The organism is Muricoprocola aceti (assembly GCF_025567005.1).
Classification (GTDB): domain Bacteria; phylum Bacillota; class Clostridia; order Lachnospirales; family Lachnospiraceae; genus Marvinbryantia; species Marvinbryantia aceti.
This window is the reverse complement of record NZ_JAOQKE010000003.1, coordinates 108700-121348: the sequence shown is the minus strand read 5'-3', so window position 1 is coordinate 121348 and position 12649 is coordinate 108700. Positions and strand designations below refer to the sequence as shown.

Annotated in this window: 8 protein-coding genes and 1 pseudogene; 2 read left to right on the top strand and 7 right to left on the bottom strand. The window is 46.2% G+C overall.

The features are described 5' to 3' along the window. Positions 1 to 72: 72 nt before the first annotated feature. The 7 genes and pseudogenes from OCV47_RS04415 to OCV47_RS04385 form a co-directional block, all read right to left on the bottom strand. Positions 73 to 1203 carry a BMP family lipoprotein gene (locus OCV47_RS04415; RefSeq protein WP_331481182.1) on the bottom strand — a complete coding sequence of 377 codons (1131 nt, stop codon included), beginning with the start codon at positions 1201 to 1203 and terminating at the stop codon, positions 73 to 75. Between the two features lie 112 nt (positions 1204 to 1315). Continuing rightward, positions 1316 to 1930, bottom strand: coding sequence for a uridine kinase (gene udk / locus OCV47_RS04410; RefSeq protein ID WP_262654058.1), 615 nt, complete (start codon positions 1928 to 1930; stop codon positions 1316 to 1318). A gap of 27 nt (positions 1931 to 1957) precedes the next feature. Continuing rightward, positions 1958 to 4534, bottom strand: a complete 2577-nt coding sequence (locus OCV47_RS04405; protein ID WP_262654056.1) for a glycoside hydrolase family 3 protein — start codon at positions 4532 to 4534, stop codon at positions 1958 to 1960. A 29-nt stretch (positions 4535 to 4563) separates the two neighbouring features. Beyond that, a complete protein-coding gene (locus OCV47_RS04400) occupies positions 4564 to 6324 on the bottom strand; it encodes an ABC transporter ATP-binding protein (protein ID WP_262654055.1) in 1761 nt (586 codons plus the stop codon). Next, on the bottom strand, positions 6308 to 8065 hold the full coding sequence (locus tag OCV47_RS04395; protein WP_262654054.1) for an ABC transporter ATP-binding protein: 1758 nt from the start codon (positions 8063 to 8065) through the stop codon (positions 6308 to 6310). Before OCV47_RS04395 ends, OCV47_RS04400 begins: the two co-directional genes overlap by 17 nt. A 256-nt stretch (positions 8066 to 8321) precedes the next feature. Further along, complete coding sequence (locus tag OCV47_RS04390) at positions 8322 to 9521, bottom strand: transglutaminase domain-containing protein (protein WP_262654053.1); 1200 nt, start codon at positions 9519 to 9521, stop codon at positions 8322 to 8324. A gap of 22 nt (positions 9522 to 9543) precedes the next feature. After that, a pseudogene (locus OCV47_RS04385) lies at positions 9544 to 10468 on the bottom strand (MalY/PatB family protein). A 177-nt stretch (positions 10469 to 10645) separates the two neighbouring features. Here OCV47_RS04385 and nagB point away from each other — a divergent pair. Together nagB and nagA are read left to right on the top strand one after the other, a co-directional pair. Then, positions 10646 to 11374 (top strand): glucosamine-6-phosphate deaminase, encoded by a 729-nt coding sequence (gene nagB / locus OCV47_RS04380; protein ID WP_117448945.1) that lies wholly within the window; start codon positions 10646 to 10648, stop codon positions 11372 to 11374. An 80-nt stretch (positions 11375 to 11454) separates the two neighbouring features. Next, positions 11455 to 12603, top strand: coding sequence for an N-acetylglucosamine-6-phosphate deacetylase (gene nagA, locus OCV47_RS04375; protein WP_262654051.1), 1149 nt, complete (start codon positions 11455 to 11457; stop codon positions 12601 to 12603). The last annotated feature ends 46 nt before the right edge of the window (positions 12604 to 12649 follow it).

Genomic DNA, 12649 nt, shown 5'->3' with positions numbered 1-12649 from the left:
AAAGAAGACCGTCTGAAATCAAAGTACTGATTTCAGGCGGCTTTCTTTCACTCAAAACGTATTTCTTTTTTATTATTTGATATTTCCAAGATCATTTACAGTGATAGCTGTCTCTGGCATAGCATCGATGCTGTTGTCAACAGTAACTTTGCCTGCTACCATATCTGCTACCAGTGCTTTGTAATCATCTTCTGTGAATCCATCATTCCACTGTGTGCTCTCTAATGGAAGCTGTACATAGTTCTCTTCTACGTTGTCAGATACCAGACCAAGATTGTCGATCTTTCCAACATAATCTGACCATGTATCATCCAGAACGATTGCGGAAAGCAGAGTATTTACTGTAGGAGCAAGACCCTTCATAGCAGATGTTACGGTCATACCTTCTCCATATGCATCAATGATAGGAGCCTGATCAGAGTCAACACCAATGACTTTTCCATCTACCTTAGCTGCTGCTTCTGCTGCAGATGTGTAGATACCGCCGCCACATGCAAATACAACTTCTACACCGTTGGTAGAATACCAGGTATCCATAGCTGCTGTAATATCAGCATCACCATAGAACTGTCCGCCGTAAGCGTATTCTACGGTTACTTCGTCTGTGATTCCCAGTTCTTCTGCTGCTGCGTTAGCTCCCTGAACATAACCGAAACCATAACGGATAACTGCTGGTACGGACATTCCACCGAGGAATCCAAGATGCTTGTAACCCATCTTCACTGCTGCATAACCAGCCATATATCCAGGAATCTCTTCCTGATAAATTGCACAATAGGTATTCTCTGTGTTATAGGCCTGTGTCACATCATCCACACCTGCCGCTCCTGTCAGATCTGCTTCTGACATATCCAGAGCGATGAATTTCACATCTGGATATACCGGAGATTCTTCTACTATAGATGCTGCAAACAGATATCCTGGCAGTACGAGAATGTTATATCCATCTGCAATCGCCTGGTCACAGCTGGCAATACGTGCTTCATCAGAATCTCCGTCTGGTTTGTAGTAGTTGAAGTCAAGACCATTTTCCTCGCAAAATGCCTTGCATGCTTCATAAGTGGTCTGGTTGAAAGACTGGTCTGTGATGTCGCCTGAGTCTGTAACCATTGCTACTTTGTAGTCTCCCTCTGCCATAACAGGTGCTGCCATGGAAAGTGTTGCTGCGCCTAATGCAGCTGCTGCAAAAATTGTTTTCTTCATGAAAATATCCTCCTTTTTTCCCTTTTTACGTTTCTTAAAAAGCTATCTTTATCTTAACATCTTTTCCAGAGCCAGGCAAGGAAAAGTAACTGGAAATAAAGTTTTCCAGCTGCTATGCCTCTCCCATCAGCTGATCAATCTTGGTTTTCACCAGGTCAAAGGCCACTTCGTTCTGTCCGCTGTTAATCACAATATCTGCCAGTGCCCTGGTTGGCTCCACATACAGATAATGCATCGGTTTGACTGTTGTCAGATACTGTTCAATAATACCTTCCAGGTCTCTGCCACGCTCTTTTACATCCCGGACCACTCTTCTCAGGATTCTCTCATCCGCATCTGCTTCCACAAAAATCTTGATATCAAACATATCCCGCAGTTCTTCATTCTGAAGTGCAAGAATACCCTCCAGCAGAATGATGCGGTTGGGTTTGATCTCTATCGTCTCTTCTTTCCGATTATGCAGGGAATAATCATAGGTCGGACACTGAATGTTCTTTCCTTCTTTTAACTGCTTCAGATGTTCTACCAGAAGATCTGTCTCAAGCGCTGCCGGATCATCATAGTTAATATGCTTTCGCTCCTCCAGTGACAGTTCATCATGTCTGCGATAATAATTATCATGATAAAGCACCGTGATTCTGTCCCCGTAGAGTGCTTTTAATTTGTTGGTAAAGGTTGATTTACCAGAGCCAGACCCACCGGCAATTCCAATAATTACACATTCCATAATAGTTTCCTCTATTCGTTCTCTTTTTTACCTCATGGTTCTGAGCCCGATACTCAGAATATTTCTCACACAATGCTGCAGATCGGCCAGCGTCATCTCTGTCTCTTCTTTTGCACCCTGGATCAGATCTGTGACATTCAGTGCACAGCCTGGCATCAGCATATCATTTCCGGCATGAATGGCCTGTTTCGCAGATGCCCAGGTATATTTATCCGGCGCCTGTCCCATCACAGAAGTATCCTGTGTGGCATACCAGTCTGTCATAACAAATCCATCAAATCCCCATTCATCTCGGGCCGCTGTCTGAAGCAGATCATAACGGTTCGCAGAATGAATGCCATTGATCAAATTGTAAGACGTCATAATCGAATATGGATGAGCTTCTTTTACTGCGATCTCAAATCCTCTTAAGTAAATCTCCCGCAGTGCCCGTTCACTGATATGTGCATTGGTATAATTCCGGTTATCCTCCTGATTGTTCGCTGCAAAATGCTTGATGGTAGTTCCCTGTCCGTCAAAAGACTGCACTCCCAGCGTGTCTGCCGCTGCGCAGCGTCCGGTCAGATATGGATCTTCTGAATAATATTCAAAGTTTCTTCCACACAGTGGATTACGGTGAATGTTCATACCTGGTGCCAGCCAGAGATGTACTCCGAACTGTTTCATCTCCGCACCTGCGATTTCTCCCATTCTTTTTACCAAATCCATATCCCAGGACTGGGCAAGAGTACTGGCAATCGGGATCGCTGTACAATACTGATAATAGTCCCTGGTATCTGCCGGCAGATTCTCCGGGAATGGACGGAAAGCCATTCCAAATACTTCTCCACCGGAGATCTTTTCTCCTTCTGACGTTGTCTTAAAATGTGGCTGAAGCCGAAGACCGGCCGGTCCGTCTGCCAGAATCAGTGCCGGGATCTTTCTGGTTTCTTCCAGAGCTGACCAGGTCTCTCCAGCTGCACCAATCACGCTGTCAGATGCGCATCCGACAGCATTGGCATCGTCCTCCAGACGTTCCGTTCCCACACATAAGTTAGCCAGTTCTTCCACCGTAAGCTGCGCTACCAGATCTTCCAGTGTCACATCGCCCCGTTTTACCTCATCCATAGTCAGGGTTCTTTCTGGAAAATGATCCTTCATTTCTATTCTTGCACCGACAGAATACCCCGGCTCCTCGCAGCGAATCTTTGACATATCCACAGTAAGCACCGGTACATTCGCCAAAGCTGCCTCTGTCTCCTTTTTCACCCGGTCGTTACGCTTTGCAAGTGCATTCTTTCCTGTTTCTGTCTCAGCGAGTTTTGTCAGTGTATCATCCTCATCAAACAGATTTTTAAGCTGCGATGTTTTTTTACTTTGTTTCATACGAAGAACTGCCACCGGCTGCGTATTCCTGGAACTGTTTCCCACACGAATCAGATAATCTCCTTCTTCCAGCTCCCAGGCTGCATCTTTACTGCTGTAAGAAGCCAGCGCTGCCAGCGGGAAGCGAACCAGCACACATTCCCCTGCTTTTGGTGGCAACAGGGATGTCTTTCGAAAGGCCACCAGTTCCTGATACGGTTTTTCCATGTCCTTTCCAGGTGCTGATACATAGACCTGAATGACTTCCTTTCCTGCAAATTCATCTCCCACATTTCTCACATCTACCCAGAACATCACATCTGATTTTTCTATCTCTACATGATCTGTCTGGATTGTAAATTCTGTATAAGACTTTCCATATCCAAAACAATACGCCGGTTCCACTTCAAACGTGTCAAAATAACGGTATCCCACAAAGATATCTTCGCTATAATATTCATCATTCACATTGCCATTGTTGTGGCTGTAGTCTGCAGAAGACGGATAATCCTGATAGTCTTTTGCCCAGGTGTCCGTCAATCTGCCGGATGGAATGGTTCTGCCTGTCAGTACATCTGCCACAACATGGCCTCCTTCACTTCCAGTCTGTCCCACAATCAGCAGTGCATTTAAGCCCTTCAGACTACGTAGAAATGTGGTATCAATGATACCGCCAGTATTGAGCAGCACAATACTTTTCTCATACTGTTCTGTCAGGAACCGGATATTGGCCTCTTCCCGGTCAGTCAGAAGATAATCTCCCTTTCGGCAATACCGGTCTTTTCCTTCTCCGGAATTTCTGGAAAGTACATAAATTGCCAGTTCGGCATCCTCTTTTTCTGTGATCTCCGGTGCATCCGGGTCTTCATAAGGATAATCAAAGGCTACATTAATCTCCGGCTTGTGCAGTTCCTCTGCCAGCTTTTTGATCTTCTTCTGATGTCTTTCTTTCTCTTCTGCGATCTCTGCATCATAGGCATTCAGCCAGTTTTCTGTCACTACGGTAAATCCGGTGCTTTCCAGCCCTTCTTCTATGCAGACTACCTTTCTGGCATTCACATCGCCAGAACCGGTACCTCCCTTGATGGTATGTCTGGCACCATTTCCATACAGTGCTACCCTGCAGGTTCCTTTCAGCGGAAGGATTCCGTCATTTTCCAGAATCACCATACATTCTCCGGCCAACTCCCGGACAATCTGTCCATTCTCCCGCTCCAGCTGCGTCATTTCAGAAGTTGCATTTGCTCTGTAGTTCTTCATTCCATTACCCCCACTTTCCTTTCTATGGTTCACCCTGCAAACTGACTTTCGTACAGATTCTTATAGAATCCGCCCTTATCCAGCAGTTCCTGATGGGTACCCTGCTCTATAATATTGCCATCCTTCATGACCAGAATCACATCTGCTTCCCGAATGGTGGAGAGACGGTGTGCTACAATAAAACTGGTTCTGCCTTCCATCAGGGATGCGAATGCCTTCTGGATCTTAATCTCGGTTCTGGTATCAATCGAAGAGGTAGCTTCATCCAGGATCAGCATTGGCGGACGGCACAACATAACTCTGGTAATACATAACAGCTGCTTCTGCCCCTGAGACAGGTTGCCCCCATCTTCGGTAATCCAGGTATCATAACCCTTTGGCAGACGACGGATAAAACTGTGGGCATGAGAGGCCTTCGCAGCTGCAATGATCTCTTCTTCTGTGGCATCCGTTTTACCCATAATGATATTATCACGAATGGTTCCGGTGCGCAGCCAGGTCTCCTGCAGTACCATACCAAATCCGGCACGAAGACTGCTTCTGGTCAGGTCTCTTACATCAGTTCCCTCTACGGCGATTGAGCCTCCGGTCACATCATAAAAACGCATCAACAGATTGATCAGTGTGGTCTTTCCACATCCGGTCGGTCCTACAATGGCGATTCTCTGTCCCGGTTTTACCTGCAGATTCAGATTCTGGATCAGCTTCTGCTCCGGAACATAAGAAAACTTCACATCTTTTAACTCAATATTCCCTTTTACATCTGTCAAAGTCACTGCATTGTCTGCTTCTGGAATCTGCGGTTCTTCTTCGATCAGATCAAAGATTCTTCCTGCACAGGCAATGGCATTCTGCAATTCTGTGACTACACCGGATATCTCGTTAAACGGCTTGGTATACTGATTGGCATAGCTGAGGAAACAGGTCAGCTGTCCTACGCTAAGACGTCCCTGAATAGCAGAAAATGCACCGGTAATTCCCACACCTGCATATACCAGACTGTTGACAAATCGTGTTGACGGGTTCGTAATCGAGGAAAAGAAAATGGCTCTTAAAGAACACTTCTGCAGGCGGTCATTGATCTCGTCAAACCTCTGTAATACATGCTCGCTCTGTCCAAATGCCTGTACGACTTTCTGATTGCCGATCATCTCATCAATCAGCCCGGTCTGCTCTGCTCTGGTCTCTGACTGAAGTTTGAACATGGCATAGGTTCTCTTTGCGATAAATCCCGCTGCAAAGAAGGACACTGGGGTGATTAGCACAACCACCAGAGTGATCTTCACATTCACGGAAAGCATAAATCCAAGTGTTCCGATAATTGTAGCCACACCGGTAAATAACTGGGTAAATCCCATCAGCAGACCATCTGCGAACTGATCTACATCCGCAATGACACGACTGACAATCTCACCATAAGAGTGTCCATCGATATATTTCAATGGCAGAATCTCAATTTTCTGAAATGCTTCATTTCGCACATCCTGTACAATCTGATAGGTCATCTTGTTATTACAGATATTCATCATCCACTGGGCAAACGCTGTGATGGCGATACATACACCGATCCTGATCAGGATCTGGAACACTCCCGGGAAATTCACCTTCCCCGGTGCTACGATATCATCCACTGCCGCTCCGGTCAGCTTCGGTACATACAGAGTCAGTGCCACGGTCACTGCTGCCAGCAAAATGGTAAACAACAGATAAATGCGATACTTTCCAAGGTAACGGAACACTTTCTTCAACGTCTCACTCTGTTTTGTCTTGTCTTTATTTGTCTGTGCCATGATCCGTCACCCCTTTCTTCTCTTTCTCGAACTGAGATTCATAGATCTCACGATAGATCTCACAGCTTTCCATCAGTTCTGCATGAGTTCCAATGCCAGCCAGTTCTCCATCATCCAGCACCAGGATCTGATCCGCATACTGGATAGAGGAAGCGCGCTGAGATACGATAAATACCACCGGATGGCTGTCCATCTGGCGAATCGCCTTACGCAGCTTCGCATCCGTAGCAAAGTCCAGCGCAGAAGCACTGTCATCTAAGATCAGGATCTCCGGATCCCTTACCAGTGCTCTTGCAATGGTAAGGCGCTGACGCTGGCCACCGGATAAATTCTTTCCATTCTGTTCAATCTGATAATTCAGGCGGTCTTCTTTTCCATCTACAAATTCCTTCGCCTGAGAGATCTCGATGGCTTTCTCCAGTTCTGCTTCTGTGGCATTTTCCTTACCCCAGCGCAGGTTCTGAGCGATGGTGCCCTGGAACAGTACAGCTTTCTGAGGCACCATTCCAATATGACTGCGCAGTTCTTCCAGACGGTAGTCTCTGGCATCCTTTCCCTGAATACGGACACTTCCCTCTGTAGCATCATAGAATCGCGGAATCAGATTTACCACAGAAGATTTGCCTGAACCGGTGCCACCAATGACACCAATTGTCTGTCCCGGCATGGCGCGGAAGCTGATATCCGTCAGCGAATCTTCTCCTGCTCCTGCATAACGCAGATTCACATGGTCGAATTCAACTACCGGTGTATCTGCTTCTCCCGGATCCGTCCAGCCCTCGCTTCCTTCTGTCATTCCAGTCTCTTCTTCAAAAACACTCTGAATACGGTTGCCACAGGCAAATGCTTTGGTCACCGTAATAATCAGATTAGCCAGCTTCACCAGTTCCACCAGAATCTGTGACATATAGTTTACCAGTGCTACTACCTGTCCCTGGGTAATGATACCTGCATCTACCCGAAGTGCTCCGGTATAGATCAGGACAATCAATGCCCCATTGACAATGATATACGTTACCGGATTCATCAGTCCGGAGATCTTTCCTACAAACTTCTGCGCATCTGTCAGCATCTGATTCTGCTGTTCAAAACGCTGTTTTTCATTCGCTTCTTTATTAAATGCACGAATGACACGTACACCGGTCAGATTCTCTCTGGTAATTCCCAGTACTGCATCCAGATTAGACTGTACCTTACGGTATAATGGCATGGTAATCAGCATAATTCCAAATACCACCAATGACAGCAGTGGAATAGCTGCCACAAAGACCAGCGCCGCCTTCACATCCACCGTAAACGCCATGACCATGGCACCAAACACGATAAATGGTGAACGCAGAAACAGACGCAGCACCAGATTCACACCAGACTGTACCTGATTAATATCACTGGTCATTCTGGTGATCAGTGTGGAGGTTCCGATGGTATCCATCTTGGTGTAAGACAGCTTCTGAATATGTTCAAACAATTCATGACGCAGTTCCGTAGAAAATCCGGTGGCTGCCTTTGCAGCAAAATACTGGGCGGTAATCGAACATACCAGACCAATCAAGCCCAGTGCGATCAGTACACCCCCCATCTTCAGCACATAAACGCCATCAGCCTGTCCAATACCATGGTCAATAATAGCAGCCATAACAAGCGGCACAAACAGTTCAAAAGACGCTTCCAGCAGTTTGAACAGCGGTGCCAGAACCGTCTCTTTTTTATAATTTCTCAAATACTTTAAAAGTGCTCTCAAAATATTTTCCCCTTTGGTTTTTCTTTTCATTATACTCGGTCATATGTTGTTTTACAAATATAAATGATGTTAAGGTCAAAAGATGCCTCACGGATTGTTCCGTACTTCGTACTCTCACAATCCTGCCCCATATTCGCATATCGTGAAGCTTAAGCTCCACTTTTATGCTCATATTTGGGGCGGGTCATTAAGCCATAAAACCACTCTCGTGCAAGCACATCGTGGTTTCAGGCTTTTGACCCTGGCATCATATAAATCACGAAAGATCCACCGTAACCGTCACCAGGTAATAGCCCCCGGTGAGGCTCAGAGAGCTGGTCTGAATAGAAAAATTATAACTTCCAAGATAGAGAGCATCCGCCACAGTGTTTAAGTAACCGTCCCGATAGTTCTCATCATGAAGAACTGCGTCATTGCACTCACTATTGTAAACAGCAAAGCGAAATGTATGCTCCCCAGTGCCATATTGGATCATCAGGTTCTGCATGGCTGCATAGTACTCGTAAATATCCGTAATATGCCGGACAGATTCATAATCTTCCAGCTGAGTGAGGGCACCAAGTTCTGCCGGGAGACCAAAGAGCTGTTCGTAAGACCAGCCTGCTCCATCACAGACAGGAAGGAACTGACTGTCATCACTGCGCTGATGCGTCTGGAAAAAAGATGCATCAGAATCTGTACGGTTATATTGTGCATAGCTGATGAGCCCTGCGCTGGTAAGGCTGGTATCATCCCAGGTCAGATCCACATTTACATAGCTGCCATCCAGACAGACAATATTCCAGGCATGTGCCAACCAGGCAGCATCCTCTGCAGAACTGTCCTGTGCAGTTCCTTCGCAGTAATAACATGGCACCCCCAGGCTTGTCATCAGATACTGAAATGCTTTGGCATAGCCTGCACATACCGTCTCCTGCTGACACAGGGCGCTGTAGAGTGTCTGGTTATAGCTGCTCTCCCCGGAATAGGTAATCAGAGAAGCCAGCCGGTCATGAACATATTTTTCCTGTTCCCAGGCAGGCAGGTCATACAGATCTGCAATAAGCACATCTTTCTGATTCTCTACCGCACTGCGGTTCGTCTCCAGATCATCTGCAAGTGAATTAAAATCTGCGGAAATCTCCGTCACTTTTTCTGACCCGGAAAGTCCCTGCCGATAGCTATACTGAAAGCTTTCATCCAGCCAGAACAGCTGTGGCTGATCCTTGCAGATAGCATGCATGATGCGGTTGGCAGAATCCAGGGAAATTCCCCTGCATGGCGCAAATGAAGAAATCCCTGCTGAAAATTCTTCCAAAGCCTGCACATAAACATCCCGCTCATCCTCCGTCAGCTGCGCATAATAAATATAAAGCCGTGGATCAAGATCGTAGTCCTCTTCCTCTGCAGCAGCTGTCTGAATGGTAAAAATAACAAACAGAATCATATATGTGATTAAAAAAATTCGTTGTTTCAAGTAACTTTTATTCCTCATAAATTCAACAAAATACCCATTTTCTCAAACGTTCAAAGGCCTCTTCCACCAGTGTCTTTGGAAGTGCCAGATTCATACGGATGCTGTATGATCCATGAAATGGTCTTCCATCCTGCCAGATCACGCCTTTTCTGACACCTTTTTTCTGCAATTCATCAATGGTCACGTCATGTGCTTCGCACCATTTCTGACAATCCAGAAACAGCATGTAAGTTCCCTGTGGTCTGGATACTTCCACTCCGTCAAAATGCTTTCGGATGTAATCGCAGGCATAATCCACATTTTCCGTCAGTACCTGGCGCAGTTCGTCTGTCCATTCCATGCCCGCCTGACTGTATCCACCAATCAGGGCATACATAGACAGCACATTCATTGCATTATAATGAGAAAGGGACGATTCTTTGCGAATCCTTTCTCTTAAATATGAATTGTAAATAATATGATAACTTCCTACCAGCCCTGCCAGGTTGAAGGTCTTAGAAGGTGTATATAATGCAACCGTACGCATTCTGGCATCTTCCGAAATCATCTGGGTCGGGATATGTCGATAAACGGTCAGTGTCAGATCAGACCATATCTCATCCGAAACTATGTACACATCATACTTCTGATACAGCTCCATGGCTTTTTCCAGTTCCCAGCGCTCCCATACACGACCGCATGGATTGTGCGGCGAACAGAGAATTGCTACATGGATATGTTCTTCTTTTATTTTTTTCTCCATATCCTCATAATCCATACGCCGCATGTTTTGTTCTCTCGATCATCGCCTCTGGAATGGTCGGCACCGTCTGAAAATTCATATCCGCCACCCACATTGGAATCGTGGAAAATCCTTCTTCCACCTGTACATTCTCATATGGTATTTTATCCACCGCAATGGCATCCATCCCCCTGCGGTCCATAATCGTTGTAAAGTCGTATTTCATTTATCTTTCTCCTTTTTTGCGTCCCATAACTATCTCTACTATATGCTATTTCCAGACATGATGCAAATGCTAATCTTTCTCATTATATATTATCTCTAAATCCGTTTTTCTGGTTGTTTTTCCTGTTGCAAAACGGTACAATAAAAATAACACACTTATTAGGGAGGTTTTTCTATTATGGTTATTTATCGTGCTTCAGACTATGCTTCTATGAGCCGAAAGGCCGCAAATATTATTTCCGCACAGGTGATCATGAAGCCAGATTGTGTACTTGGGCTTGCAACCGGTTCCACACCAATCGGTACTTACAAGCAGCTGATTGAATGGTACAACAAAGGTGACCTGGATTTTTCCAGAGTGACTTCTGTGAATCTGGATGAATACAAGGGACTTTCCGGTGACAACGAGCAGAGCTATCGTTACTTTATGAACCACAATTTCTTCGATCATATCAACATTAACAAATCCAGAACTTTTGTACCAGATGGTACCGATCCTGACAGCGAACATGCATGTGCCAGATACAATGAGATCATCCGTGAAGTGGGAGGCATTGATCTGCAGCTTCTGGGACTGGGACACAATGGACACATCGGATTCAACGAACCGGGGTCTGCTTTTGAAAAAGAAACACACTGTGTTGATCTGACCGAACGCACCATTGAAGCCAACAAACGTTTCTTTGAAAAAGAAGAAGACGTACCTCGCCAGGCTTACACTATGGGAATCAAGACCATCATGCAGGCGAAAAAGATTCTTCTGGTTGTCTCAGGCGAAGATAAGGCTGAGATCGTAAAGACCGCTTTCCAGGGTCCTGTGACACCTGCTGTTCCGGCTTCTATCCTTCAGCTTCACAATGACGTAACTATCGTAGCTGATGAGGCAGCTTTGAGCAAGATGGAATAAAGCCAATGGGGACGGAGTTTTCTGGCTCTTTAGAGCCAGAAAACTCCGTCCCCGCTGGTCATCATGAAGGGAGTTATCACATGATTTTACAAAGTAAACGGGTCTGGATCGCCGGTCAGTTTGTTCCGGCACAGATCGAGATGAAAGATCAGAAAATTGTAAAGATTCTGCCATGGGGCACAGAGCAGTGCGATGAAGACTGGGGAAATCACCGTATTTTTCCTGGATTTATTGACATCCATACCCATGGTGCCTATGGATTTGACACCAATGATGCAGATCCGAAGGGCCTGGCCTACTGGACTTCCCATATCCCGGAAGAAGGAGTTACTGCATTTCTCCCAACTACGGTTACTCAGATGCCAGATGTCCTGACAAAAGCTGCCGCCAATGTGGCTTCTGTCATTGAAAACGGCTATGAAGGAGCCGAGATTCTCGGCATTCATTTTGAAGGACCGTTCCTGGATATGGACTACAAAGGCGCCCAGCCTCCGGAAGCTATCGCAGAACCGACAATTGCTCAGTTCCGTGCTTACCAGGAAGCAGCGAAGGGCTGGATTAAATACATCACTTTAAGTCCGGAACATGATAAAGATTTTGCACTGACGAAATACTGCGCCCGTCATGGCATTGTTGTCAGCATGGGACATTCTTCTTCGGATTATGAGACTGCACTTATGGCTGTGGCCAACGGTGCTTCTTCTATGACACATGTTTACAACGGTATGACACCGCTTCATCATCGTAAACCAGGGCTGGTAGGAGCCGCCCTTCGTATTCATGATCTGTACGGGGAAATCATCTGCGATGGGCACCACTCTCATCCAGCTGCCCTTGGAATCTTCTTCCAGGCTAAAGGAGCAGAGCGCAGCATTATGATCTCTGATTCTCTCCGGGTAAAACATGCACCAGCCGGCGGACACTATCAGCTGGGCGGACATGATATCGAAGTAGGAGCGGACGGTCTGGCGCGTCTGGCGGGCAGCGATACGATTGCCGGCAGCACTATGGCTATGAACCAGGGGCTGCGTGTTCTGATCGAAGAGGCTGGGGTTCCGGTACTCACTGCTGTCCATGCCTGCACATTGAATCCTGCACGGATCCTGAACGTAGACAACCGTAAAGGAAAAATCTGCGCCGGATACGATGCCGATCTCGCCATCCTGGAAGATGACTATTCTGTAGCAGCCACCTATTGCTGTGGAATCAAGGCATATAGCAAGGCGTAAATCATCAGGGACGGGAAAATGGCTCAAAAGAGTGATTTCCCGTCCC

Excerpts from the sequence above, each read along its gene's own strand:
- OCV47_RS04415 (WP_331481182.1), bottom strand. The coding sequence starts at position 1,203 with ATGAAGAAAACAATTTTTGCAGCAGCTGCATTAGGCGCAGCAACACTT.
- udk (WP_262654058.1), bottom strand. The coding sequence starts at position 1,930 with ATGGAATGTGTAATTATTGGAATTGCCGGTGGGTCTGGCTCTGGTAAA.
- OCV47_RS04405 (WP_262654056.1), bottom strand. The coding sequence starts at position 4,534 with ATGAAGAACTACAGAGCAAATGCAACTTCTGAAATGACGCAGCTGGAG.
- OCV47_RS04400 (WP_262654055.1), bottom strand. The coding sequence starts at position 6,324 with ATGGCACAGACAAATAAAGACAAGACAAAACAGAGTGAGACGTTGAAG.
- nagB (WP_117448945.1), top strand. The coding sequence starts at position 10,646 with ATGGTTATTTATCGTGCTTCAGACTATGCTTCTATGAGCCGAAAGGCC.
- nagA (WP_262654051.1), top strand. The coding sequence starts at position 11,455 with ATGATTTTACAAAGTAAACGGGTCTGGATCGCCGGTCAGTTTGTTCCG.